24 protein-coding genes and 2 tRNA genes are annotated in these 23,965 nt (G+C 44.4%); 20 read left to right on the top strand and 6 right to left on the bottom strand.

Translation table 11 applies throughout. From position 1 onward, the window contains the following. Window positions 1–175: 175 nt before the first annotated feature. Window positions 176–1,591: a 23S rRNA (uracil(1939)-C(5))-methyltransferase RlmD gene (gene rlmD / locus Q4B79_RS06310; protein ID WP_303085578.1), complete on the bottom strand. Its 1,416-nt coding sequence runs from the start codon at window positions 1,589–1,591 to the stop codon at window positions 176–178. A gap of 84 nt (window positions 1,592–1,675) precedes the next feature. On the opposite strand from rlmD, the gene Q4B79_RS06305 reads away from it, so the two are divergent. The 11 genes from Q4B79_RS06305 (at window position 1,676) to Q4B79_RS06255 (ending at window position 11,385) form a co-directional block, all read left to right on the top strand. Continuing rightward, on the top strand, window positions 1,676–1,855 hold the full coding sequence (locus tag Q4B79_RS06305) for a hypothetical protein (RefSeq protein WP_303085577.1): 180 nt from the start codon (window positions 1,676–1,678) through the stop codon (window positions 1,853–1,855). Further along, window positions 1,852–2,421 carry a hypothetical protein gene (locus Q4B79_RS06300; protein ID WP_303085576.1) on the top strand — a complete coding sequence of 190 codons (570 nt, stop codon included), beginning with the start codon at window positions 1,852–1,854 and terminating at the stop codon, window positions 2,419–2,421. Before Q4B79_RS06305 ends, Q4B79_RS06300 begins: the two co-directional genes overlap by 4 nt. A gap of 29 nt (window positions 2,422–2,450) precedes the next feature. Then, window positions 2,451–2,535, top strand: a tRNA-Leu gene (locus tag Q4B79_RS06295). Window positions 2,536–2,904: 369 nt separating this feature from the next. Beyond that, window positions 2,905–2,981, top strand: a tRNA-Met gene (locus Q4B79_RS06290). Between the two features lie 220 nt (window positions 2,982–3,201). Next, a complete protein-coding gene (gene rimP, locus Q4B79_RS06285) occupies window positions 3,202–3,699 on the top strand; it encodes a ribosome maturation factor RimP (RefSeq protein WP_303085575.1) in 498 nt (165 codons plus the stop codon). A 73-nt stretch (window positions 3,700–3,772) separates the two neighbouring features. Then, complete coding sequence (gene nusA / locus Q4B79_RS06280) at window positions 3,773–5,254, top strand: transcription termination factor NusA (RefSeq protein WP_303085574.1); 1,482 nt, start codon at window positions 3,773–3,775, stop codon at window positions 5,252–5,254. A 145-nt stretch (window positions 5,255–5,399) separates the two neighbouring features. Further along, window positions 5,400–8,159 carry a translation initiation factor IF-2 gene (gene infB / locus Q4B79_RS06275; protein ID WP_303085573.1) on the top strand — a complete coding sequence of 920 codons (2,760 nt, stop codon included), beginning with the start codon at window positions 5,400–5,402 and terminating at the stop codon, window positions 8,157–8,159. 185 nt (window positions 8,160–8,344) lie between these two features. Next, the gene (locus tag Q4B79_RS06270) at window positions 8,345–9,196 is read left to right on the top strand and encodes a hypothetical protein (RefSeq protein WP_303085572.1); all 852 of its coding nucleotides are present in this window, start codon (window positions 8,345–8,347) and stop codon (window positions 9,194–9,196) included. Between the two features lie 12 nt (window positions 9,197–9,208). After that, window positions 9,209–10,363, top strand: a complete 1,155-nt coding sequence (locus tag Q4B79_RS06265) for a hypothetical protein (protein ID WP_303085571.1) — start codon at window positions 9,209–9,211, stop codon at window positions 10,361–10,363. Window positions 10,364–10,766: 403 nt separating this feature from the next. After that, the gene (locus tag Q4B79_RS06260; RefSeq protein ID WP_303085570.1) at window positions 10,767–10,949 is read left to right on the top strand and encodes an EndoU domain-containing protein; all 183 of its coding nucleotides are present in this window, start codon (window positions 10,767–10,769) and stop codon (window positions 10,947–10,949) included. A gap of 13 nt (window positions 10,950–10,962) precedes the next feature. Then, the gene (locus tag Q4B79_RS06255) at window positions 10,963–11,385 is read left to right on the top strand and encodes a hypothetical protein (protein WP_303085569.1); all 423 of its coding nucleotides are present in this window, start codon (window positions 10,963–10,965) and stop codon (window positions 11,383–11,385) included. Window positions 11,386–11,392: 7 nt separating this feature from the next. Here Q4B79_RS06255 and Q4B79_RS06250 read toward each other — a convergent pair whose 3' ends face one another. After that, on the bottom strand, window positions 11,393–11,527 hold the full coding sequence (locus tag Q4B79_RS06250) for a hypothetical protein (RefSeq protein WP_303085568.1): 135 nt from the start codon (window positions 11,525–11,527) through the stop codon (window positions 11,393–11,395). 8 nt (window positions 11,528–11,535) lie between these two features. Here Q4B79_RS06250 and Q4B79_RS06245 point away from each other — a divergent pair, with 8 nt between their 5' ends. The 3 genes from Q4B79_RS06245 to Q4B79_RS06235 all read left to right on the top strand — a co-directional run bounded on the left by Q4B79_RS06245 (window position 11,536) and on the right by Q4B79_RS06235 (window position 13,196). Then, on the top strand, window positions 11,536–11,970 hold the full coding sequence (locus Q4B79_RS06245; RefSeq protein ID WP_303085567.1) for a hypothetical protein: 435 nt from the start codon (window positions 11,536–11,538) through the stop codon (window positions 11,968–11,970). Window positions 11,971–11,984: 14 nt separating this feature from the next. Further along, window positions 11,985–12,341: a hypothetical protein gene (locus Q4B79_RS06240; RefSeq protein WP_303085566.1), complete on the top strand. Its 357-nt coding sequence runs from the start codon at window positions 11,985–11,987 to the stop codon at window positions 12,339–12,341. Between the two features lie 336 nt (window positions 12,342–12,677). Beyond that, window positions 12,678–13,196, top strand: coding sequence for a DUF2247 family protein (locus tag Q4B79_RS06235; RefSeq protein ID WP_303085565.1), 519 nt, complete (start codon window positions 12,678–12,680; stop codon window positions 13,194–13,196). A gap of 129 nt (window positions 13,197–13,325) precedes the next feature. Here the strand turns inward: Q4B79_RS06235 and Q4B79_RS06230 are convergent, their stop codons facing one another. After that, on the bottom strand, window positions 13,326–14,606 hold the full coding sequence (locus Q4B79_RS06230; protein ID WP_303085564.1) for a dicarboxylate/amino acid:cation symporter: 1,281 nt from the start codon (window positions 14,604–14,606) through the stop codon (window positions 13,326–13,328). 197 nt (window positions 14,607–14,803) lie between these two features. Between Q4B79_RS06230 and Q4B79_RS06225 the strand changes: the two genes are divergently transcribed. Further along, window positions 14,804–15,553: a TSUP family transporter gene (locus tag Q4B79_RS06225; RefSeq protein WP_303085563.1), complete on the top strand. Its 750-nt coding sequence runs from the start codon at window positions 14,804–14,806 to the stop codon at window positions 15,551–15,553. Window positions 15,554–15,566: 13 nt separating this feature from the next. On the opposite strand, the gene Q4B79_RS06220 is transcribed toward Q4B79_RS06225, so the two are convergent. The 3 genes from Q4B79_RS06220 to Q4B79_RS06210 all read right to left on the bottom strand — a co-directional run bounded on the left by Q4B79_RS06220 (window position 15,567) and on the right by Q4B79_RS06210 (window position 19,225). Continuing rightward, complete coding sequence (locus Q4B79_RS06220) at window positions 15,567–17,192, bottom strand: HAMP domain-containing sensor histidine kinase (protein WP_303085562.1); 1,626 nt, start codon at window positions 17,190–17,192, stop codon at window positions 15,567–15,569. Between the two features lie 56 nt (window positions 17,193–17,248). Then, complete coding sequence (locus Q4B79_RS06215; protein ID WP_303085561.1) at window positions 17,249–17,971, bottom strand: response regulator transcription factor; 723 nt, start codon at window positions 17,969–17,971, stop codon at window positions 17,249–17,251. 132 nt (window positions 17,972–18,103) lie between these two features. Continuing rightward, window positions 18,104–19,225, bottom strand: coding sequence for a biotin/lipoyl-binding protein (locus Q4B79_RS06210; protein WP_303085560.1), 1,122 nt, complete (start codon window positions 19,223–19,225; stop codon window positions 18,104–18,106). A gap of 269 nt (window positions 19,226–19,494) precedes the next feature. Between Q4B79_RS06210 and Q4B79_RS06205 the strand changes: the two genes are divergently transcribed. The 5 genes from Q4B79_RS06205 (at window position 19,495) to Q4B79_RS06185 (ending at window position 23,914) form a co-directional block, all read left to right on the top strand. Further along, window positions 19,495–19,842: a PleD family two-component system response regulator gene (locus Q4B79_RS06205; RefSeq protein WP_036388546.1), complete on the top strand. Its 348-nt coding sequence runs from the start codon at window positions 19,495–19,497 to the stop codon at window positions 19,840–19,842. A 61-nt stretch (window positions 19,843–19,903) separates the two neighbouring features. Next, the gene (locus tag Q4B79_RS06200) at window positions 19,904–20,266 is read left to right on the top strand and encodes a PleD family two-component system response regulator (protein ID WP_303085559.1); all 363 of its coding nucleotides are present in this window, start codon (window positions 19,904–19,906) and stop codon (window positions 20,264–20,266) included. A gap of 3 nt (window positions 20,267–20,269) precedes the next feature. Further along, entirely contained in the window at window positions 20,270–20,800 is a 531-nt protein-coding gene (locus tag Q4B79_RS06195; RefSeq protein WP_303085558.1) for a chemotaxis protein CheW, read from the top strand. A 158-nt stretch (window positions 20,801–20,958) separates the two neighbouring features. Further along, window positions 20,959–23,019: a methyl-accepting chemotaxis protein gene (locus Q4B79_RS06190; RefSeq protein WP_303085557.1), complete on the top strand. Its 2,061-nt coding sequence runs from the start codon at window positions 20,959–20,961 to the stop codon at window positions 23,017–23,019. 34 nt (window positions 23,020–23,053) lie between these two features. Beyond that, window positions 23,054–23,914, top strand: coding sequence for a protein-glutamate O-methyltransferase CheR (locus Q4B79_RS06185; protein WP_303085556.1), 861 nt, complete (start codon window positions 23,054–23,056; stop codon window positions 23,912–23,914). The last annotated feature ends 51 nt before the right edge of the window (window positions 23,915–23,965 follow it).

Below are 23,965 nucleotides of genomic sequence, written 5' to 3'. Positions count from 1 at the left end.
CTTATTGTTAATGGATTGGGTATTAAGTGAATTTGTGGCACTTTTTGAGTGTGGAGGTATATTAAAATCATAATAAACTAAACTAAATAAAAACCATAAAAATGAAAAAAAAGGGGGGGGGGGGGCGTACCATTGGCTGATTTTGTCTTGATAATCAAGGTTTTTTGGAGTTGATCTAAACCCTCTCAAACCGTGCAATACTCTCCACATGCCCCGTATGGCAAAACATGTCCATGACCCCTGCGTGCGTCAGCCGATAACCCTGCTCGGCGAGGCGTATGCTGTCACGGGCAAGTGTGGCAGGGTCGCATGAGACATAGACGATACGGCTGGCGTTGAATTTACCCAGATAATTCATCACTTCCCACGCTCCTGTGCGTGGTGGGTCGATGAGTAGGGCGTCCACCTCGCCCACCCATGTCTCACCTGAGAAATCTTGGGTCAAATCTTGGGCGTAAAAGGTGGTGTTGGCAAGTCCATTATCAGTTGCATTCATCTTGGCACGCTCAACCATGTCCGATGAGCCCTCTACGCCCACCACACGACCTGTGTCGCCCACCAGTTTTGCCATGGCTAGGCTAAAATTACCCAGCCCACAAAACAAATCCAGCACCCGCTCACCCTGTTGTAAATCCAACAAATCACATGCCAACTTGACCATTTGTCTATTTACCGATAAATTCACCTGCGTAAAATCGGTCGGGCTACTTTGCAGGGTCAAGCCAAAATCAGGCAACTGATAAAATAGTCCGCCTGTCGGTGGTGTGGTGTGGCTCATGGGTAGCTTGGTTGTATCCGTCTCATCAATGCGGTGAATGCTGTCCGCTCCATGCGGTTGCAAAAAAATCTGCCAATGGACTGATTTGCCAAAGCCAATGAGCTGGGCGGTGTCTTTGCTGGACAAGGGTTTGACGTGGCGGACGATAAGGGCGACACGGGGCAAATCGCTTTGACCCATATTTTCACCAACGGCGATTTCTAGGTGGGTAATGTCGTTTTTACCCTTTAAGGCAGATAAAGTGGCTTTCAGGTTTGGCAAGGTATCATTGACCGCTTTGTCCAAAATCGGACAAGTGTCAATATCGGTCAAAAAGTTGCTCGCCCGCTCACGAAATCCCACGATGAGTTTATCCGCCTTTGGCAAATATCGCACTCCCAAACGGGCTTTGGTGCGGTAATGTGTCCGCTCACCGATGATGGGTGTTAGCCAGACATCGGGGGCAAGTCCTGCTTTGGTGAGGTGGTTTTGTAAAACAGATTGTTTGTGTTTGAGCTGTTCGTCCACATCAAAATGCTGTAAGGTGCAACCACCACACACCCCAAAATGCCGACAAATGGGGGCGGTGCGGTGTGGACTTGGGCTGATGAGGTGGGCGGTGTCAGCTTCGTCAAAGGATTTTTTGCTGTGGGTGAGTGTGGCTTGGACGGTCTCATCAGGCAGGGCAAAACTCACAAAAACCTTTTTACCTGCCTTATCGCCCTGTGTCTCATCATAGGTCGCCACCCCACGTCCGTCATGGGTGAGGGCGGTGATGGTGAGCGTGATGGGAGTGGGGTGGGGCTGTTTTTGTTTGGGGAACTTGGGTTTCATGATTGCCTGCCAAAAGGTGGGTGGCTTATTATATTGTGTTTTTGGGATTTTGTCTTTATAATGCTTTTATTTTTGGGGAAAATCATGTGTGAGCTGTGCCTATCGCCTTTTATTATCCATAGCACGAGCGATGTTCGTCATCACGATGAACAACAAGGCGATAAACATGAAAAAGACAAGAGCGACCACGAGCCGTCAACCACCATTCACCAAGAACCGCCCAGCGTGTCAGCCTCTGCCGTGCCACCTGTTGAGATGCTATGATGTGGGCGACTCATGAGCCATTTTTGCAGTCAAAGGCTCAGCTTTTGGTGCTACCGATGAGTGCTGATGGCAACATTTTTCACCCTGTGGCGGCACGCTGTAAAAGTCAGTTTTTGGACAATTATGATGAGTATCATAAAAAAGCGGTGGCAGGCGAGCTCAATGTGGGCGATGTGTGGATACATACGCTTACCAAGCAACTGACAGGGCTTGGCGTACAGACAAACAGGGCAGAATACATCGCCAATATCATCGCTCAAAAATCCCCCAAACACCCCATTAGCGTACGAATGTTTGAGCGGTGTCTGGTGGGTTTAAAACCACAAATTTACAACCTCATGCGATACAAGGGACTAAGGCGTGTGGCGATATTGGGGTCAGCTTTACTCATCGGTGATGACAACCCAAACCCAAACAGCCAAATCACATGGCTCACCCCTGAGCACATCTTACAAATCTGTCATCAGGTGCTGGGCGATGTCCCCAAACTGACCGTTGAAGTGCATTTTGGCAAAGATACACCCCTGCCAATTTTGCAAAATGCACAAAAAACACTTGAAAATTAAAAATGCTTCGGCTATAATGCACGCCACTTGCGAACGTGGTGGAATTGGTAGACACGCTATCTTGAGGGGGTAGTGCTTCACGGCGTGAGGGTTCAAGTCCCTCCGTTCGCACCAATGATGTTGTTTTTGGTAGGCAACATCGGTGTTTGTTCCAATATACAAACAATGTTGCTTTGCTGTATAAAGCTTGTGGAATGTTCTCATTCACTTTCCTGGTAGTCATGAGAACCGTGTTTTTAAGGTAATTTCAACAATGGTTGTACTCCGTACTGGATAGCCATGAAATTTGCTTTGATGACATAGACGGCTACCGAATTAGAATGGGGTCTAGTTTGGCTCTCTCAAATAGTACCGCAGGATTGGTAGTTGCTAGCCTCATTGATTGGGGCTTTCCCATTTATTTAAGTTTGAATTTTTTTATTTATTTTTAAAAATTTTCTTGACAATACCCAAATTTTTGCTATAATGGCAATCCTAAATTGATGCGGGGTGGAGCAGTCTGGTAGCTCGTCGGGCTCATAACCCGAAGGTCGTTGGTTCAAATCCAGCCCCCGCTACCACTTTTAAATCCTTATGATATTTTAAAAATAAATAACATAAGGTGTCTTATTTCAAATGCTAAGTAAGACATCGGCGAGCAAATAATCATTAGCCCACCAACTTGTTTTGTGGGTTTTTTTGTATTTAAAACTTGCCAAAAGTAGCTTATCAAGGCGTGCATGGTTAATGCATGTACACGTTGATAACTTCGTTTTAAATGATAGGATAAATCAAGCCAAAATGAAACCATCTAGCAAGATTGCTGAACTTACCCAAATCATCGCCCCTGCCGTGAGTGCGTGCGATGTGGAACTTTGGGGGATTGAATTTATGCCACAGGGTCGTCGCTCCTTGTTGCGTGTTTATATCGAAGCATTGCCAGAGGCTCGTGAACGTGGCGAACACGTAACCATCGAGGATTGCTCGGCGGTAAACCACCAAGTCTCAGGCGTGCTTGATGTGCATGACCCGATTGCAGGCGAATACATACTTGAAGTGTCAAGCCCTGGTTTTGACCGTCCGCTCTTTACCCCAGAGCAGGTGGGGCGTTTTGTTGGCGAAGTCGTCAATCTGCGTTTGATTCATGCCATCGGTCAAGGCGATGCCAAACGCCGTAAGGTGGTGGGGCGTCTTATCCAAGTGGGCGATTTTGGCATGACGGTGCTTACTGATGATAAGCTAGAATTTGACATTGCTTTTGATAATGTCGATAAGGCTCATTTGGTGTACCAAGACTAAATGCCCTAAGTTTACCAAGTTTTACTGGCAAATTGCCGTGTTTATTTTATTAATTTATGCCTGAGGATAACAAATGAGTCGTGAAATTTTGACCGTTGTAGAGACCGTCAGTAACGAAAAAGGGTTAGACCCTGAGGATATTTTTGGTGCGATTGAGCAAGCTCTTGTTTTTTCAACCAAAAAGAAGGTTTATACCGAACAGCCAGAAGTTGCCCTACGTGTGGCAATCGACCGTAAAACAGGCGATTATGATACTTACCGCTACTGGACAGTAGTGGCGGACGAAGACCACGAAATGCCAGCGTGTCAGCTTGCCATTAGTGATTTGGACGAAAATGAGTACCAGATTGGCGACATTGTCGAAGAACAAATCGAGTCTATCGAATTTGGTCGTATCGCTGCTACCCAAGCCAAGCAGGTCATCATTCAAAAAATCCGTGAGGCGGAGCGTTCGCTGATAGCAGACGCTTTTGAGGCACGTGTGGGCGAGCTTATTACAGGCGAAGTCAAAAAAGCAAGTCGTGACGGCTATGTGATTGATTTGGGCGATGGAGCAGAAGGCTATCTTGCCAAAGATCAAGCTCTGCCACGTGAAATACTTCGTCCAAAAAGCCGTGTTACCTCTATTTTATCCAAAGTCAATCGTGATGGGCGTGGTAGTCAGCTTGTGTTGTCTCGTGCCAGCAATGACATGCTGATTGCACTTATGTCAAAAGAAGTACCCGAGATTAGTGAGGGCATCATTGAGATTCGTGATGTGGCTCGTCTACCGGGGTTGCGTGCCAAAATTTCCGTCAAGACGGGCGATGGACGCATTGACCCTGTTGGAGCGTGTATCGGCATGCGCGGCACTCGTATCCAAGCGGTACAAAGCGAGCTTGACGGTGAGCGCATTGATGTCGTGGTATGGAGCGATGACCCTGCTCAGTACATCATCAGCTCGCTAGAACCTGCCGACGTATCTAGTATTGTGCTAGATGAGGATAATCGCACGGCTGACATTATTTTTGCTACCAACGACCAGTTGGCTCGCGCCATCGGCTCACAAGGGCAAAACGTCCGCCTTGCGTCTGATTTGACAGGCTACAAGCTCAACATGATGCTCGAATCAGAATATGCCGAACGCCAAAAGAGCGAATCTGAGGCAATCATCAATCTGTTTTATGAGCGTCTGGAAGTGGACAGAGATTTGGCGGAGGCACTGGCTGAGATTGGTTTTACCACCATCGAAGAAGTGGCGTACGTCCCTGCTGAGACTTTCTATGACATTGAAGGGCTTGATGATGAAGCCATTAGCATGATTCAAGAGCGTGCCAAAGAAGTCGTTATCAGCGATGAACTCATTAAGCAACAAAACATTAAAGAGCCTAGTGCTGAGCTTTTGGCATTAGAGGGTATGACGACCGCCATCGCTTATAAGCTGGCTGAACGTGATGTACTAACGCTCGATGATTTGGCAGAGCAAGCTGTCTTTGATATTGATGATATTGAGGGCTTGGACAGTAAACTGGCCGGCGAGCTGATTATGAACGCTCGCAAATCGTGGTTTGAATAACCATGCGTGCAATTTATCTAGGCGTATCGCAATGAGTACGCCAACTCATTAAATTTTTTGCCAAAGACCGATGGGAATTTGGCAAGGCGTGGGCGGTTTCATTGCACCAACCGCCCCGTGTCAAATTCATCAATTAGGTAATATTATGGCAGAAAAAACCGTCAAAGCGTTGGCAAAACTATCCAACAAAACCTCCGAAACTTTGCTTACCCAGCTTAGAGAGGCAGGACTTCAAAAACAAAGCGAAAATGACCTTGTTAGTGACAGCGAGCAAGAACAACTGCTTGTATTTTTACAACAAAGTCATGGACAAACCCAAAAATCTCGCATCAGTCTAAAAACCAAAACCACCGCCACCGCCAAAATCACAGACACCAGCGGTAAAGCCAAAAACATTAATGTTGTCAAATCCAAGAAAAAAGTCTTTGTCAAACCTGATACTGACAAAATCGCTGAAGAGATTGCTGAAAAGGCACGCCTTGCTGAAGAGGCTCGTTTAAAAGAGTTGGCAGTCAAGCAAGAAGAAGAACGTAAGAAAAAACAAGCCCAAGAGCAACAAGAGGCGGTGCTTGCCTCCATGCGTGCCAATAGTGGTGCTAGCCAAAAATCCACTCAAACTGCTACCGCTTCTGTGGTGGTGAAAAAAGCCAAAAAAGAAGAAGAGGCTTCTGACAGCGTGGTAACAGCCAGCGTGGTCAAAAAAGGAGATGTTGCAAAGGCGGACAAACCCAAAAAAGCCCCTGCCAAAACCGAAAGCCCTGCCGATAAAGAGGCTCGTAAGGCTCGTGAAGCTGAGGAGCAAAAACTGCGTGAAATCGAGGCAGAGAATCGCCGTAAGCTTGCCGAAGAAGCCCAAAAGCGTACGCTTGAACAAATGAAACAAATGGCGAGCCGTTATAGCGACAAAGAAGACGCTCCTGTGGCGGTGGTACGCAAAGACGAACCGCTTGCTAAGGGCTTGGTGGGTGCAGCGTTAGAGGAATCCTTTGAGCAAGAACGCCGTGAGATTAAGCGTGGCGGTGGTAGTGCCAATGCTCGTGGCAAGACCGCCAAGAAAAAAGGTAAAGAAGAGCTTGAAATCAAAACCAAATCCCGCGCCTTAAAATCCTCTCAGGCAAACAAGCATAAATTTGAAATGCCTGTTGAAAAAATCATCCACGATGTTGAAGTGGGCGAGTCTATCGTCGTGTCTGACCTTGCCCAAAAAATGGCGGTCAAAGTCCGCGAGGTCATCAAATCACTCATGAAAATGGGTGAAATGGCACGTGAAAGTGATGTCATCGACCAAACGACAGCAGCACTAGTGATTGAAGAGTTCGGGCATAATTTTATTGCAGTTAGCGATACTCAGTTAGAAGATGACCTGCACGAAGCTGCCAGCGAGCGACAAGGCAACGTCCAAACCCGTCCGCCTGTCGTTACCATCATGGGGCACGTTGACCACGGCAAAACCTCACTTCTTGATAAGATTCGTGAAACTAAGGTTGCCAGTGGTGAAGCGGGCGGTATTACCCAGCACATCGGTGCTTATCACGTTACCACCGATAGAGGCGTGATTACATTCTTGGATACACCTGGACACGCTGCCTTTACCGCCATGCGTTCTCGTGGGGCACAAGCGACTGACATTGTGGTGATTGTTGTGGCGGCCGATGATGGCGTGATGCCACAGACTGAGGAAGCAATCGACCACGCCCGTGCCGCTGGTGTACCGATTATCATTGCTATGAATAAGATGGACAAAGATACGGTAGACCCTGAACGTGTGCTAAACGAGCTTTCTGTCAAAGAAATCATTACCGAAGCGTGGGGTGGCGACACTTCATTGGTTAAGGTTTCTGCAAAAACTGGCATGGGCATTGATGAGCTATTAGAAACCATCAGTATTCACGCAGAAATCATGGAGCTTACCGCCCCCATCGATGGTGCTGCTCAGGGCGTGGTAATTGAGTCTCGTCTTGATAAAGGACGTGGTGTGGTGGCAAGTTTGCTGGTCAAAAAAGGTACGCTAAATCAAGGCGACCTAGTACTGGCGGGCGAGTTCTACGGTAAAGTGCGTGCCATGACGGACGAAAACGGTCAACGCATTAAATCAGCAGGACCATCAATTCCTGTGGAGATTTTGGGCTTGCCTGACGCTCCTATGGCAGGTTCTGAATTCTTGGTGGTCTCTGATGAGAAAAAAGCTCGTGAAGTGGCGGATTTTCGCATTGCCCGTGAGCGTGAGCGTGTCTTGGAACGCCAAAACAAAATGCGTCTTGAAAACATGTTCGACAGTCTAGGTAAAGAAGAGGCGGCTACACTCAATATTATCCTAAAAACAGATGTGCGTGGTTCGCTAGAAGCTTTGCTTGGAGCATTGGACGAGTTGTCTACCGATGAAGTTAAGGTGCGTGTCATCAGCTCTGGCGTGGGTGCTATTACCGAGTCTGATGTGATTTTGGCAGAGTCTAGCGAGGCGGTCTTGCTTGGCTTTAACGTGCGTGCGGATAACGCAGGCAAACGTAAAGCGGACGAGGCAGGGCTTGACATTCGTTATTATAGCGTCATTTATGGTCTGATTGATGATGTCAAGATGGCGATGAGTGGTATGCTTGCCCCTGAACACCGTGAGCAGATTTTGGGTATTGCTGAGGTACGTGAAGTGTTCCGTTCTAGTAAGTTTGGGGCGGCGGCAGGCTGTATGGTACAAGAAGGTACGATTTATCGCAACAAGCCAATCCGTGTATTGCGTGATGATAAGGTCATCTTTACAGGTCAGCTTCAATCACTTCGTCGCTATAAGGACGACGTTACTGAGGTTAAGGCTGGTATGGAGTGCGGTCTTGCTGTTAAAGGCTATGAAGTGGCGGTGGGCGACTTGATTGAAGTATTTGAGATTCACGAAGTCAAACGTACGCTGTAAGCCATATTGATAAATACCCCAAAGTTGGTTCGGCTTTGGGGTGTTTTTTGAGCCATACAAATAGAAGTGTTGATTGCAGTTGACTTAAAAATTTATATACACCAAATTTTCACTTGCCAATCCGTTTTTTGTTTTGATACAATGGGGATGTTATCTAAATAAGACTTGTTGTTACCCATAACATTATGAAAAATCTATTTTTACTATCAATGGTAGGGGTATTATTAACCGCCTGTGGCACACTCACAGGCATTCCCTCTCATGGCGGCGGTAAGCGTTTTGCCATTGAACAAGAACTGGTATCGGCCTCATCGCGTGCGACCGTTAAAGACATGGATTTGTCTGCTCTAAAAGGCAAAAAGGTCGCTTTATATGTATCCACCATAGGACATGAAGGTTCGGGTACGATGTTGGGTGGACGTTATTCTATCGATGCACTCATACGTGGAGAATACGCCAACTTACCCACCACGCGTACAGCCCATACCTATCCTACCTACCAAACACTTGCACAAACACAAAGTGGTGATATCACAGGCACCACCCAATCGCAATCCGTTTTAAACGCCCCAAGTTATAGTAATACCAATAATGATGGTCGTAGTGAACGCGGTCAACTCGGGCTTAACATCAATGGTATGGGAGAGTATCGCAACGATACCATGTTTGCCAACCTTGAAGACGGCTCATTTTTAAGCAATCTGATTCACACCATGTTCTTTTTACGGGGTATTGAGATTGTACCCAACCAACAAGCCGACGCTCATGTGTTTGTCAATGTCGATGTGTTTGGCACAATCAGAAGTCGTACCGAAGCTCATATTTATAATGCAGAAACACTAAAAGCACAAACCAAGCTAGAATACTTTGCCATAGACAAAACCCAAAACAGCCTATTAATACACCCCCAAACCAGCAGTTATGAAGCCACCTATAAGGAAAAATACGCCTTTTGGATGGGACCTTATCGCATCAAAAAGACCGTACAGCCTGCCGACCCCTTAATGGTGGATTTTGCTGATGTCATGCCGTATTAAGCGAGGCATGATATGTTTTATTTCATACGTTTATTAAGTGCTTTTGCAATATTCTCATTCATCATTAGTTTATCGCCAACCTCATTTGCAAACTCACTACCACCGCCCAAGATCGATGAAAATGGTAGATTAATCCTACCAAATCCTATACAATTATCTAAACTACCAACAAATTCTGAGCAATTCTTTAAAAACAACAATGCCTATGAATATGGGGCAAGATTATACATTCAAGAAGTTGGCGAGCAAGACAGAACACACGGTTACACAATATACAGTCAGCGTGCCTACAACGAAATAGAAAGTGTCTTGGGGCATACCCCAAAATGGGAGAGTTGGGCTGATAAAATAAAAGCACATGCAGAGTCTGATGGTTCTATCCAAATTGCCGGTCATTTAACCACAAATGGCGTACAGAAAAAGGGTGACTATTCAGGCTCAGCTGCCTTTCGCACCATCAGCAAGAATAGCCGTGATGGCACAAAAAATCATGCCTTTACCGAAATCCTACCTGAAATCAGAGCGCGCAATTATTTCATTGACCAGCTAGACAATCTTAATCTATCGCCACAAGATCGTGTTTGGCTCCATCAGGCGTACTTGGATCGCAGAGAACAAGCACAGCCGAATGAACATCGTGCACCTTATGGCTATGATTTTGAGAATCAAGACAAACCACAGCGAAAATCTCGTAATGACAGATATTCAGAACGCCCAAGACCAACTGATTTTGGCGATCTAGATGATAATGGTCAATACCCAAAACCAATCGATGATTTGATTAATCTTAGGGTGAATCGCGAATTGGAAATCGGATATACTGCTGGACTGGGTGTGATTGGACAAATGTCCTCTGGTTATGCAAGAGATACTAGTGGAAATGTATGCAAAACAGACACGGCTTGTATCGGTATCGGTCCGATGGCGGAAGTTTCTGTTGGTGCCAGCGTGCATGGAAATACAGGTATGCTCACAGAAAATAGTAGCAGTTGGTCTGTTACGGCGACTGGCGGAACACCAACCATCGGTTATGGTGGCGGTTTATCTGGCTCTGTGGGAATAGATGGTTCAACATCAGTTGGAGGAGGAGTCAAAACTGGTTTTGGTGTAGGCGCTTCCATATTAGCTTGCAAAAAGGAGATTAAAGAATGTCAAAAATTACAATAGACCTTGAAGTAGAAAAGAAGAGAATGTTTAAATACTTCTTTTATTTGGCGGTACATTTTGGTTTGAGTTTTTTGGTGAACGTATCTGACTATCCTGTGCTATATCGTTTTATGTTTTATAGTTGGATTATTATTCTTTTATATTTTCATTACTTTATCCTTGTCCCCTGTGTGGTGCTATCATTAAGAAAATTTAAAAAAGATATGTTTGGGTAATGTAGGGGTGTATATTCATTGGGATATTCAACAAAATGATGAGGATAAAAATGAACAATCAAGATTATGAACTACTTACTGTTGCAAGACATGTTGTGCGTTATCAAATAACATCTATTGCATATTGCAATGTTATGGTCTGCTGGATTTGTTACAAAATTTATCAAACTTGAGGTATATTCAGACCCATGACCAACCACTCCATGTTTCCTGCTCATTGGGATGAAGCGAGAATTAGAAGTGAGGTAACATCGGCGTGGGAGAGTAGACAGGTTGATGGTGATAAATGGGAGGGTAGGTCAGATTCTGGCGTTTTGATACGAGGGTACACTACTCCAAAAGGTACAGCATTTCCTGTTTATGATGAATAGTTAGGAGATTTATATGAGACATAAATATATTTTTAAATGTTTTTATCGACAACAAGGCAATCATGATGTGTGGAGTTCATGCGCATTCGTAGATGAAAATGGTAATAGAATTCATAATCCCAAAATATACGAATACCTAATTTATGTTATGACTGGAGATCTTTATTTAAAGAAAGATATAGATGAAAATTTAGATTTGATTTGCCAAGCTGAAAATAATCCTAACGAGGTTTTTTGGGGGGCAGGTCAGGGATTTGAGTGGAAAATTTCTGCCGAGAAAGTTACCTTTTACCATAACGAATTTGACGAAGAAGATGGCTGGCCTGATTTAAGCTGTTCTTTATCCATGTTTAAGAGTGTATTGATTGCATGGAATGCTTTTTTACAACTTCCTAAAAGCATCCATTCTGTATTAACCACAGAAATCAAAGAGTAAGTCAGCTTTATACGGCAAACAACCCAAATTCTGCACAAACCACCCAACTTGGCATTAATGTTGGCACAACAGCAGTAGGAGCTAGGGCGGGGCTACCCAAAGGAGTGGGTGGGGGTAGTGATGTGATGGGGGGGGGGTGCAAGTTTAGGTGTGCCACCTATTGATGAAAGGTTGGCAGGTAGCAATAAACCTCTTAAAACATCTAGCAACCATAATCAAGCACATAATTCACAATCTGGTCAAGCAGGTTTGGTAAATTATGATCCACATGAAGCAGTCAAACAATCTTTAAAAGGTGGTAGGGCTGATTTAGGCGTACTCAAAGCAATGATACCTAGTGATACTCCTAATACTTTTGCCCCTTCAGCGACAATTTCTGCTGGGTATAAGTATTCATTTGATATAAATGGTACAAAAGTAGAAATTAAATGGCATTCGCCAGATGTTAATGCAGCACAAAAGTATCCAAATAGTAATTCGGGTAGAGAGTGGACTGCACAGATTAAAGTGGGGAATAAATTATTGGGAAGTGATGGCAGGTTTTATAGAAAGCCAAGTAATATAACTCATATTCCCTTACAATAAATGGACGATGTCTTATGAGAAATATTGAAAATTTTTCCGATATTATCACTTATGATTTTTCAAATGATTTGTTTGAGCAGTTATATGAGCTTTCTGATGTGCAGTGGCATGAATATAACAAAATCTGTGATGATGTAAATGATAAGTTATCAATTTGGATTTTAAAGAATTTAGGTAATATATTGCAGTCAATTGATAATGTTGAAAAATTATCTTTTATTATAGGTGCTTTGGGTTTATCTAGTGTTTATGATTTTATTTATAATAATATAGAGATACTTGTTTTAAGCAATGATGTAAAAGTGGAGTTATTGGAAATGCTCTCTGAATTTAAAGATGATATTGATGATTGTTATAGCGGTATTAAGTAGTTTATAATATTTTTATAATACATAAAACTATGGTACCACCCAATCGCAATCCGTTTTAAACGCCCCAAGTTAGGTAGTGCTTTAAAAGCAGGTGAACTGCATGCTTTTAACAATATTATTGATAATTACGCAGGAAATGCAACCAAGTTCGGTTTAAAAGGAGGAGATGGCGTTGAGCGTGATTTGTATCAGATTGAAGGCTATCTTAATGGCAAAAGAGGAGTTTTTGAATGGATAATTGATCCAGATCCCACAAAAGGCGTTGTTCATCGCAGATTTGTTGGAGATGTGCAAATAACAGGAAGCCAAACGCAAGACCTCTAAAATAGGAGAAAAATGTACTCACTTTCCATTTTCAATGAAATCAACATGCCTTTGGATTGGTTTATTATATATTTTTGCATAGAACAAAATTTATTTGATCCAAAGATTGTAGATGAATATTTAGTGTGTAAAATAAATTCTGGAAATGTCTTGAATGATGATGAGACTGATCTTCTATTGTTGGATAGTTTTGAAAAAGAAATGGTTTTGATTGCTTTAGGTCAATTAGATGATTTGTCAAAAAATTTTGATGATAATATATTGATTGCGAAAGATAAAACAAAATTTGCAATAATTTATCATTTAAGAAAATACGAAAGTAACTTATCCAGATTGTTTATGGAAATAGATAATTTATATGCTAATTTTGGCTACCCAGAAGATATGGAAAACTTTGTATCTTATATGCCAATTGATAAAAAAATTTCTGAAAACTTTCAAAGTCATAAAGACTTTGAATTAAATATTCTAAAAAATATTGATAAATTTTTATCAGTAAAATCAGCTGGGTATCTCAAAGTAGAAAACTAAAGTATTCGAAATCCACGAAGTCAAACGTACGCTGTAAGCCATATTGATAAATACCCCAAAGTTGGTTCGGCTTTGGGGTGTTTTTTTTGTGATTTTAAAAGGTGGTTTGTTGTTTTGGTGTGAGTGGGATTAGGACTGCCACACCTTTTCATCAAGCGTTTTTTCCTGCTTGGCGACAACCACCGACCCTGCGACATCGCCGACCACATTCATTGAGGTGCGACCCATGTCAAGCAGAGCATCAATCCCCAAAATCATACCATAAGCAATCGCCACGACCGAGCCAGCTTCCACAGGCAAACCCACAGATTCAAGCACCATCAGTAGCATAATTGCCCCAGCACCAGGCACGCCTGCCGTACCAATCGCCCCAAGCACCGCCGTCAGTGTGATGGTTGTCATTTGGCTTGCGTCTAATGGCACGCCCACCGCATTGGCGATAAAAATCGCACATACGCCCAGATACACTGTTGTACCGTCCATGTTCATCGTGGAGCCAACAGGCAAGGCAAAGCTATAAATGGACTTTGGCACGCCCATGTTTTGCGTGGCTTGGATAGACACAGGCAAAGTCGCTCCCGATGAGCGGGTAACAAAAGCCGTAATCATCGCAGGGCGTACTTTTTTCAAAAAGATAGCAGGCGACAACTTAAACAACGCACAAATCACACAGTATACAAGCACCACTTGCAAAACAAGCCCCACATAAACCGACAAGGTAACGCTAGCAAGCGAACCAAATGCTACCGCCCCATTTTTAGCAAACACCGTAAAAATCAGAGCAAACACGCCAATCGGTGCGTACTGCATGACCCAGCCCACGATTTTAAACATCGCTTGGCTAACCCCATCGACAAAATAATAGACGATATCCGAGCTTTTCTTAACCTGCTCATCATCACTATCACGCCCAAAGGCAAGAGCAATACCAAACGCCAAACAAAAGAAAATCATTGGCAACACTTGACCGCCAGAAATCGCTCCAATGGGGTTGGTGGGGATAATGTCCAACAAAATCTGAATGACAGTCGGTGCTTCGGCGGTTTTGCCTTCGACAGTAGAATCCGCCACGAGATTGAGTCCACTGCCAGGCTTGAGCAACGCCCCCACACCAAGCCCAATGACAATCGCAAAAAATGAAGTAACCGTATAATACATTAAGGTCTTAATCCCAATGCGTCCAAGTTGGGTTGGTGTAATAGAGCTTGCTCCCACAATCAAAGTAGACGCAATGACAGGCACAACAATCATTTTTAACAGTCGCACAAAAATCTCGCCAAGCGGAGCAAGCACCGCCATCACGCTTGGGGAATTACCAATCACAAGCCCACCAATAGCCCCAAGAATGAGTGCCACCAAAATGCGGATTAGTAAGTTGGATTTAAAATAAAGTTTAAAAATAGATGACATATATCGTCCCGTCGTGTCGTTTGGTATAAAAATAAGCCATTACGCTAATTTGGTAATGGCTCATGAATAATGGCAAATTTCCATGTAAAAATTCTAGCAAATTTATATAAAAAGTCAATAAGTTTATAAAAAATTTTGATAATTATATCTATTGTGGCTCAAATGCTATAAAATAGCTCATTTGCACCGAGCATAACATGGAACTCACTTTTCAACTAATTGCCCTTTTTTTTATGGTGGCTTTGTTTGCAGGATTTGTGGACGCAATGGCAGGCGGGGGCGGGCTTTTGACCATTCCTGCCTTACTTTTGACAGGGGTTAATCCCATTTCCGCTCTTGCCACCAACAAACTGCAAGCCACCGCAGGGTCATTTTCGGCAAGCCTAACCATGATAAAAAAAGGCATCGCCCATCCCAAACACATCAAAACCGCCTTGATTTTTGCTTTTATCGGTTCGGCGGTGGGGACGATTTTGGTACATTTGTCGCCCCCAGAATTTTTAAAAATTGCCATTCCCATCATTGTTGCCGGTATGGGGCTTTATACGCTGTTTTCGCCCAATTTGGGAGCAATGACCCAACAGCCAAAAGTCAGCGAACACACATGGCAAAGTCGCATTGTCCCTGCCATTGGTTTTTATGATGGTTATTTTGGGCCGGGTACAGGGACATTTTTTTCACTGGCAAATGTTGTTGGGCGGGGCATGGATTTGGTAACGGCAACAGGCAATGCCAAATTATTAAACTTTGCCACCAACATTGCTTCTTTGATTTTCTTTATTTTGGGTGGAAAAATCATTTGGACGATTGGACTTGCCATGATGGCAGGGCAACTAATAGGAGCAAATTTGGGGTCGCATATGGTTGTTAAAGGCGGAGCGAAATTTATCCGCCCTGTGATTGTGTTGATGTGTTTTTGTATGGTGGTAAAATATGTGTTTTGGTAAGTTGTGCCATGCCCTACATGGAGGATTTAGGCTGTGTGGGTAGCACCACCAAAAAGCGAGTCTTGCCTTGCCATGTATCTGTGATGATGCTTCCGCCATGAGCCTCAGCGATTTGGGCAACTAACGACAAACCTAGTCCTGAGCCTTTTTTCTCTTGTTTTAGGCGAACAAAGGGGCTAAAAATATCCTCTCGCTTATCCTCTGCGATGCCAGCCCCTTGGTCAACAACCGATAAAGCGACATAGACAGGCTTTATGTCGGCATCTGCATGTTTGTGTCGAGATAGTAGTTTTAGAAATTTTGGTTTTTTGTCGTCTGTTTTTGGGTCGGTTTCAGCGACATCTAAATGAGTTGCCAATTCATCGCTGTGTGTGCCATCATGAGCGACTGACATGATGTCTTGTGATGTTTTGTGGTCTTTGGCGAGATCGGTTAGCTCTTTGGGGATAAAGCTTGCCTCGCCGAGTGTCATCGCCTCGTAGACATAGACTTCCACAGGAGGAACGCCATGAATGAGGGCGTTATTAATGAGATTTCTGATCAAGTGCGTCAGGAGTTTGGGCTGACCTATCATGTGAGCAGGCTTACCAAAGAGTAGCACTTCGGTATAATGTTGACATTCGCTATTGACAAGCTCGGTAAAGTCCACATCTTCGCTATCTTGTAGGGCATGACCTGCATCGAGGCGACTGACGAGCAAAATACTCTCCACAAGGTCATTTAGCCCTGTCAAGTCTCGATTGATGGCGTTGGCACGTTTGTCGAACTTGGCTTTGTCGTCATCGGATAGCTTTTGGGCGAGCATGTCCATCATCTCAATTTGCAAGCGAATGCGAGTGATGGGCGTGCGAAATTCATGGCTGGCGTGAGCCAGTAGTAGACTGTTGGCGTTGATGAGCTTTTCGATTTTTTCGGCGGATTGGTTAAAGCCGTATGCAAGCATGGCAATTTCGTCATTGCCACTTTGATTGACTCGCACGCTAAAATCGCCATCACCCATTTTTGTCATCAATCGACTCATTTGGTTAAGTCGCCACGTCATGTTATGAGCGATGCCCCACAAAACCGCCGTCATCATTAGTACAAGTAAAATCGTCCCTGTCAAAAAATTAAACATGCCAAGCATGGGGCGTTCTTTGGGGGGTCTGCGGTTTTCGTACCAGACCCAGTACCCTGTACCAGTCTTAATGATGATGTGTGGCGGTTCTCTGCCTGATAGAGTGGGCAGCGTTTGGGCAAGCCATGATGGTGTGGGTGGTAGATGTTCTGGTAGGTCGGTGTTGTTGGTTTGAAGGATAAGCCTGCGGTTTTTGTCGTACAATCCGATTTTGGCATTGAGGCTTTCATCAAAAATATCAAAGCTCTTTTTTACTACTGCCAGCACGAATCTTGCTTGTAGGCGGTTATGCCCCGCTTGTGCTTCTTCAACTTCAACCAAAAATGGCTCAATCTGCCCCACCACTTGCTCAGCGATGACTTTGGATTTCATGCCATCAGAATTGCTATGAATGAGCTGGGCAAGCAAAATCATGGCGATGGCAAAAATGATAATCACCAAAAACACGCTGATAAACAGCCGTGCAAATAACGAATGAAAGCCAAAACTAGGCAGGGGGGTATTTTTTGAGGGCATGGTCATTTTAATACTGTTACCCCCTAAATGCATTGATGGTATTTAGGGGGTGCTAATGAGTGTCATACTTGATCGGTGGCAAACTGATAGCCTACACCACGCACGGTGATGATGCGTTTGGGTTGGCGAGGGTTATCCTCAATCAAGGCGCGTAGGCGTGAAATATGCACATCGATGGCACGGTCGATGTTGTCCGAGCTGTCATCGTTGGGCATGGCTTGCCAGAGCTGTTCACGGTTTAGTACTTTGCCAGCGTGGGTGGCAAAATAGTGCAAAAGTTGGAACTGATGGGTGGTCAGACGTACCAGCTTGTCATCGATGGTAACTTCATGGCTGTCAGGAAATACCGTCAATCGACCAAAGGTTAAACTGCCTAAGTTGGTGTCGGCTTGGTTGGGGGTTTCATGACGGCGTAATACCGCACGAATGCGAGCGAGTAGTTCTCGTGGCTCAAAGGGCTTGGAGAGATAATCGTCCGCTCCCATTTCAAGTCCTAGCACACGGTCGGTGGTATCGCCTTTGGCGGTAAGCATGATGATGGGGACTTTATTAATTAGGGCGTTTTTGGAGGCACGCACTTTTTGGCATACTTGCATGCCGTCCATATCAGGAAGCATGAGGTCAAGCATGATAAGGCTGATGTCTCGCTCTTTGGCTTCTAGGATGTCCAGCCCGCCTTGTGCGGTGGGGGCGTGATGTACCTCATAGTAATTCATGGATAGGTAGTCGCTGATGAGTTCCGCCAAATCTGGGTCGTCTTCGATGAGTAGTAATTGCTTGGTCATGGTTGCCCTTAAATCATAAATGTCTTGGTAATATATCTTGCCAATATTTGTGGGTTTTGGCAAGTGGTAAATTGTTATTTGGCTAAAAATAACCCTACGATTTTTTGTGATGTTTGTAACCATTGTTACAGATTATTTTAAGTGGACTTTTTTGCCGTTTGCACTTTTGGGTAGATTGGCAAGCACCATCAGCCCATTGGGGGAGATGCCAGCGACCAGATATTGGTTGTAGGTGGGTAGATATTCTACAACAAACACTTGCGATAAAATAAGCCTTCCATCTTGACCGATGCTCCACACCCATGCAGGTAGAGGCGTGGTGGGCTTGTGTGGGCTTTTTAGGAGGTGGGATAAATCCATAACATTCATCGAATCATCAAAGATGGCAAAACTTGGCAATAATACCCCCATGTCAATCTGCCCGTATTCTACATAGCCCCCAACTCGCTCGCCTAATGTTAGCCCAGCTTTTGTGGCTTCTTTTGGGCTGATGGCGACGTGGATTTCCATCATGTTTTCGCTGGCGGGGTTGGGCGTGATGCGTGCAATTTGACCGCTAAATCCTCGTCCGTCTTCGGTGCTAAAACTTACCGCACTACCCACCGACAAAAAACTGGCAAAATCAGCAGGCAAAGGACTGATGAACTTGACAAGTTGATCATCAAATAGTACCAGAATCGGACTGTCTTGTTTGTGTAAATCCTCTGTATTTGGAATGAAAATTGCACCAACTTTACCAGTCATGGTGGCATGCACCTCAAAAAACTCTTGAATGATGGTGGGTGTGTCATCATCGTCATGCTCATCAATGACTTCATTATTTGTATCGTGTGTGTCATCAGAAGTGGATTTGTCATCAGGTGATGGTGTGATGAGAGTTTCTTGATAAAATTGAGCGAGCGTATCTCCCTTTTGAACCATATCGCCTGATTTGACAAGTAAATGGTCGATTTTACCGTCTTTGGGTAAGATAACGGTGTCTTGTTTGTGAGGGGTAATTACACCCTCTAAGCGAAACGCAGGCTGGTAACGTTCAGACTTGATGGGGATGACGTGGGCTTTGGCAAGAGTAACTTCGTCTGAACTGATGTGGATTTTGGCGTTATCTGCATCGGTGGGTGGACTGATGGCTTGACTGGCAAAAACAGACTTATCTTGTGCCATGCCATCGGAGGCTCGCTGGTCGGTCGGTTTGCAGGCGATGAGCGTGGACATGCTTATTATGAGCAAAAATCTGGTGGTTGAGGTACTCATAAAAATAATTTACCAAACACAAATGGTTATCGTACCATAATTTTTACTTTAAAGCATGATTTTAGGTCATAAAACCCTCTGTTTTGTCAAAAAATAGTGGAAAATTTGCCGTATTTGTGCTAAAAAGTAAAGTAGGTTTTTACTGACTAAAATTTGGCGTGATTTGGTGTTCACTTTCACGTCATCTACAACACAGTAAATACTAAACTTATTTTAAGCAATCTAAACAAAAGGATAACTCCGTGAGCGAATTTTCTGGCCTAAAAGTCATGATTATCGATGACTCCAAAACCATCCGCCGTACTGCCGAAGCCCTACTCCAAAAAGAAGGCTGTGAAGTGATTACCGCCGTTGATGGCTTTGATGCACTCTCAAAAATCGTAGAGACCAACCCTGACATTATTTTTGTGGACATCATGATGCCACGCCTAGATGGTTATCAGACTTGTTCTATGATTAAAAACCACCCAGAATACGCCCAAAAACCTGTCATCATGCTGTCGTCTAAGGATGGTTTATTTGACAAGGCTCGTGGTCGTATCGTTGGTTCAAATGAATATTTGACCAAGCCGTTTAGCAAAGAAGATTTGTTTGCGACCATCAGCCGTTTTCGCTAATGTACTCTCCCCACTTCTTAGCGATTTTAGAAGTTTGATTTTTTGATAACAGGAGAAAAGCATGGCAAAAGTGCTAGTTGTGGACGATTCGCCCACAGAAATGATGAGATTTCGTGAAATCTTAGTAAAGCATGGCTTTGAGATGTTTGAGGCTTATAACGGCGAAGATGGTTGTGCTAAGGCAATCGAGGTGCTTCCAGATGTGGTTTTGATGGACATTGTCATGCCTGAGATGAATGGCTTTCAGGCAACTCGCAAAATTACCCGCGAACCAAAAACTGCACATATCCCTGTGGTGATTGTCAGTACCAAGAACCAAGAAACCGACCGTGTGTGGGGCAAGCGTCAAGGTGCCAAAGAGTATCTGACCAAGCCTATTACCGAAGAAGAATTAATCAGAGTGATTCACTCTGTATTGGAGTAAGTCTTGGCATCGTCTGGTTTTATTGAGTTATTGCGACTTGCCGACCTTGCCAAAGCAAGAACGACAGGGCGACACAACTCTGACTATACGCAGTGGGTAGGCATCGCTTTTTCGGTGGGTGGACAAGAATTTGTCGCACCGATGGGGGAGGTTTCTGAAATATTGGCGATGCCTGAGCTGACTCCCATTCCCTTGACTAAGCCGTGGCTTTTGGGTGTGGCGAACGTGCGTGGGCGACTCCTACCGTTGGCGGATTTGGCAAAATTTTTAAACATTGAAAGTCATGAACGCCTAAAAAACAAAAAAGTCATGGTAATCGACCAAGACGGTGTGTTTTCAGGCATCTTGGTGGATCAAGTCTTGGGTATGCTCCAATTTTCTGGGAGTGATTATAAAGACGTGCCATTGTCTGAGGACTCGCCATTTGCCCCATATAATCACGGCAAATTTGTCAAAGATGATAAGGATTGGTATGTGGTCATGCCGTCCTTGCTGTTTAGCGACAGCAATTATCTAAATGCAGCCATAGGCTAATTTGTGCCAGTCCAACAAGGCGGCTATTGGGCTGTGCTTTGTGGTTGTGGTGTGGTTTATTGGGCCAAGTAAGCCCTTGATGGTTTTAGACAAATTAATTAACGCAATAAAAAACGAGCAAAGTGGTCGTAGGCTCGGTTTTTAAAAGGATAAGTAAAATGAATGATGTGAGCCAAGTCTCAGAGCAATCCTTGGAGATTGCAAGCACCACGTCAGAAAAAAAGTGGTGGACACTGTTGATCATCTCTGGGGTTATCGCCATGTTCAGCTTGGCGTATTTGGTGTATTCCCTTTTAAAAGTAACTGACTATCTTAGCGATGTCAACCAACTAGAAGTCAGTGCTGCCAATATCGTCAAAGATGTCAATGATGCAACTTTTTCTAGGGATTTTGAGGTCAGTAAAGCTGCATACACAAAACTATCTCGTGATGTGCAGGCTTATGACTCGGCACTCATGCGTCTACAAGGCAATAAAATGATTGGCGATGGTTCAATCATTAATGCAGTCAGTGGCGAATGGCAAGCCAAAAAGGGTAGTGTCGACTATGTAGTCGAGCATCAAAATGATGTCAATGCCTTACAAGACCTCCAAAAACAAATCCAAGATGCCACTCGCCAAATGCAAGAGCATTATGCAGGAGCAACTGACCAAATCATGAGGGTGGGCGTGTCGTCAGCGACACACAAAGAAATCCAAGAGCAGATTTTGCGTCTTGAGCGCATCAACAAAGAGATGGCAGCACTAACCACCAGCACAGGCTCAAATACTGATGAGTTTAAAGGTGAAGTTGCAAGATTTGCTCAGACGCTTGCGGGTCAAAAGTCCGCCTTAGGACAAGTTGCACCCGCCATTCAAAATATCGATGCAACTTACAAGCAAATGGTTGAGCCTGTCATCACTCAACTGACCGACCTTAGCAATCCTGCCATCAAATCTCGTGAGTCTGCTCAGGCACTTGCCGACCTTGCCAGTAAAACCCAAGAGCTATTGGCGGATATTGACAGAGGTATCATCACTCAAAAAAGCATTCTAATCCCAGCATTTCTTTTGTTGATTGGTAGCTTTTTATCGGCTTTTTCTCTTTTGCAACTGCTTCGCCAAAGAAGCAACCAAGAGCTTCGTATCAGTGAAAAAGAAAGCATGCGTCAAAGCCAAGAAGTGCAACGAGAAGCAGAGCGTGCTCGCAAAATCCAAGAAGAAAATGAGCGTAGCCAGATGGCGATTTTGCGTTTGCTTGACGAACTTGGCGACTTGGCAGAAGGTGACTTGACCGTGAACGCCACTGTATCTGAGGATTTTACAGGGGCGATTGCTGACTCTGTAAACTTCGCCATTGACCAGCTCCGTCAGCTGGTACTTGCCATTAACACCACCGCCGACCGAGTTGCTCAGTCTTCCCAACAAACTCAGATGACGGCGGTTGAACTTGCCGAAGCTTCCGAACACCAAGCCCAAGAGATCGCAGGCGTGTCTGCAGCGATTAACGAGATGGCGGTGTCCATCGACCAAGTATCAGCCAACGCCGCCGAGTCAGCGTCTGTTGCACAGCGTTCGGTTGCGATTGCCCAAAATGGTGCGGACGTGGTACAGCGTTCTATTGAGGGCATGAACACCATTCGTAACCAGATTCAAGAAACCTCTAAGCGTATTAAACGTCTGGGAGAATCATCGCAAGAGATTGGTGATATCGTTGGATTGATTAACGACATTGCTGACCAAACCAACATTCTGGCCTTGAACGCTGCGATTCAGGCGTCGATGGCAGGTGAAGCAGGTCGTGGTTTTGCGGTCGTTGCCGACGAGGTACAGCGTCTTGCGGAACGTTCTGCGGCTGCAACCCGTCAGATTGAAACGCTGGTTAAGACGATTCAGGCGGATACCAACGAAGCGGTATCATCGATGGAATCTACCACCGCTGAGGTTGTAAAAGGTGCTAAACTTGCCAAAGACGCAGGCGAGGCACTTGAAGAGGTGCAAACCGTATCGAATACGCTTGCCGACCTCATCCAAAACATCTCGAACGCTGCTCGTCAGCAGGCGACATCGGCAGGTCATATTTCTAGCACGATGAACATTATTCAGGATATTACGTCCCAAACTTCATCAGGTACGATGGCAACCGCTCGCTCGGTGGGTCGTCTAAATGAAATGGCGGCAGCACTACAAGAGTCTGTATCTGGCTTCAAGCTGTCCAATGATGATGTATTTACCGAATAATGTACTGATGGTGTGATGATCAATGAATCAAGGCATGGTAAATTTCCCTTTGTGGCAAAATTATGTGGAGCAAGTTTGTGGATTTGTACTGCCAGAGGTTCAGCACAACTGGCTTGCTCATGCCATTAACGTTACCGCCAAAGCTCATGATGTTGTGGTAGATGAGCTGTACCAAGCCTTGATTGACGAATATCACACTAAGGGCATATCAGAACTGAACCAATCATTGCTTGATAATTTACTCATTGCTGAGAGTCGGTTTTTTCGCCATGAACCGTCAATGATGTTTATTGGAGAGCAGTACAAAAACGCCATTCACACCAAAAATCGAGCCATCAGAGAGGGTAAAACAGACGCATTATCTGACTTTTTGGTGTGGAGTGTGGGTTGTTCCACGGGGCAGGAGGTATACTCGGTGGCAATGACGCTTGGCATGATCTCTGGACAGACAGCAAACACCTTACCGTTTATGATTTATGGCTCTGATTTGAGTATGCGGTCGCTTGATGTTGCCAAAAAGGGCGAGTATTTTGATAGACAAATTAGAGACATTCCTGAAAATTATCGCTTGCACCTGACATCATCGCTTGATGAGCATCATCAAACCATATGGCGAATTGATCCAAAACTCAAAGAAAACACTCAATTTTTTTGGCATAACATGTTTACCAAAGAGGCGGTAGACTTACCAAAACAGCAGGTAATTATTTGTCAAAATGTGCTGATATATTTTCGTAAATTTGACCAACGTGATATTTTGGCGTATTTTGTAAAAAATTTAGCAGTTGGTGGTTGGCTGATTCTCGCTCCAAACGAGGCGATATTTTGGCAACACCCAAACATGAAACGAGTCGACAACGAACAAATTAATGCATGGCAAAAGATAAGTGAATAATTGTTTGTGTTATTGTCATGACTTGCCCAAAACAGATACGGCGTAAGCCAA

The sequence above is a fragment of the Moraxella sp. genome (genome assembly GCF_030525845.1).
In the GTDB taxonomy this organism is placed as follows: Bacteria; Pseudomonadota; Gammaproteobacteria; order Pseudomonadales; family Moraxellaceae; genus Moraxella.
The sequence above is the reverse complement of the archived record's forward strand: the minus strand, read 5'-3'. Positions and strand labels throughout refer to the sequence as shown.

Excerpts from the sequence above, each read along its gene's own strand:
- Q4B79_RS06270 (WP_303085572.1), top strand. The coding sequence starts at position 8,345 with ATGAAAAATCTATTTTTACTATCAATGGTAGGGGTATTATTAACCGCC.
- Q4B79_RS06210 (WP_303085560.1), bottom strand. The coding sequence starts at position 19,225 with ATGAGTACCTCAACCACCAGATTTTTGCTCATAATAAGCATGTCCACG.
- Q4B79_RS06305 (WP_303085577.1), top strand. The coding sequence starts at position 1,676 with ATGTGTGAGCTGTGCCTATCGCCTTTTATTATCCATAGCACGAGCGAT.
- Q4B79_RS06205 (WP_036388546.1), top strand. The coding sequence starts at position 19,495 with ATGATTATCGATGACTCCAAAACCATCCGCCGTACTGCCGAAGCCCTA.
- infB (WP_303085573.1), top strand. The coding sequence starts at position 5,400 with ATGGCAGAAAAAACCGTCAAAGCGTTGGCAAAACTATCCAACAAAACC.
- Q4B79_RS06260 (WP_303085570.1), top strand. The coding sequence starts at position 10,767 with ATGACCAACCACTCCATGTTTCCTGCTCATTGGGATGAAGCGAGAATT.
- Q4B79_RS06265 (WP_303085571.1), top strand. The coding sequence starts at position 9,209 with ATGTTTTATTTCATACGTTTATTAAGTGCTTTTGCAATATTCTCATTC.
- Q4B79_RS06190 (WP_303085557.1), top strand. The coding sequence starts at position 20,959 with ATGAATGATGTGAGCCAAGTCTCAGAGCAATCCTTGGAGATTGCAAGC.
- rimP (WP_303085575.1), top strand. The coding sequence starts at position 3,202 with ATGAAACCATCTAGCAAGATTGCTGAACTTACCCAAATCATCGCCCCT.
- Q4B79_RS06215 (WP_303085561.1), bottom strand. The coding sequence starts at position 17,971 with ATGACCAAGCAATTACTACTCATCGAAGACGACCCAGATTTGGCGGAA.
- Q4B79_RS06240 (WP_303085566.1), top strand. The coding sequence starts at position 11,985 with ATGAGAAATATTGAAAATTTTTCCGATATTATCACTTATGATTTTTCA.
- Q4B79_RS06230 (WP_303085564.1), bottom strand. The coding sequence starts at position 14,606 with ATGTCATCTATTTTTAAACTTTATTTTAAATCCAACTTACTAATCCGC.
- Q4B79_RS06235 (WP_303085565.1), top strand. The coding sequence starts at position 12,678 with ATGTACTCACTTTCCATTTTCAATGAAATCAACATGCCTTTGGATTGG.
- nusA (WP_303085574.1), top strand. The coding sequence starts at position 3,773 with ATGAGTCGTGAAATTTTGACCGTTGTAGAGACCGTCAGTAACGAAAAA.
- Q4B79_RS06225 (WP_303085563.1), top strand. The coding sequence starts at position 14,804 with ATGGAACTCACTTTTCAACTAATTGCCCTTTTTTTTATGGTGGCTTTG.
- rlmD (WP_303085578.1), bottom strand. The coding sequence starts at position 1,591 with ATGAAACCCAAGTTCCCCAAACAAAAACAGCCCCACCCCACTCCCATC.
- Q4B79_RS06200 (WP_303085559.1), top strand. The coding sequence starts at position 19,904 with ATGGCAAAAGTGCTAGTTGTGGACGATTCGCCCACAGAAATGATGAGA.
- Q4B79_RS06255 (WP_303085569.1), top strand. The coding sequence starts at position 10,963 with ATGAGACATAAATATATTTTTAAATGTTTTTATCGACAACAAGGCAAT.
- Q4B79_RS06300 (WP_303085576.1), top strand. The coding sequence starts at position 1,852 with ATGATGTGGGCGACTCATGAGCCATTTTTGCAGTCAAAGGCTCAGCTT.
- Q4B79_RS06185 (WP_303085556.1), top strand. The coding sequence starts at position 23,054 with ATGGTAAATTTCCCTTTGTGGCAAAATTATGTGGAGCAAGTTTGTGGA.
- Q4B79_RS06220 (WP_303085562.1), bottom strand. The coding sequence starts at position 17,192 with ATGACCATGCCCTCAAAAAATACCCCCCTGCCTAGTTTTGGCTTTCAT.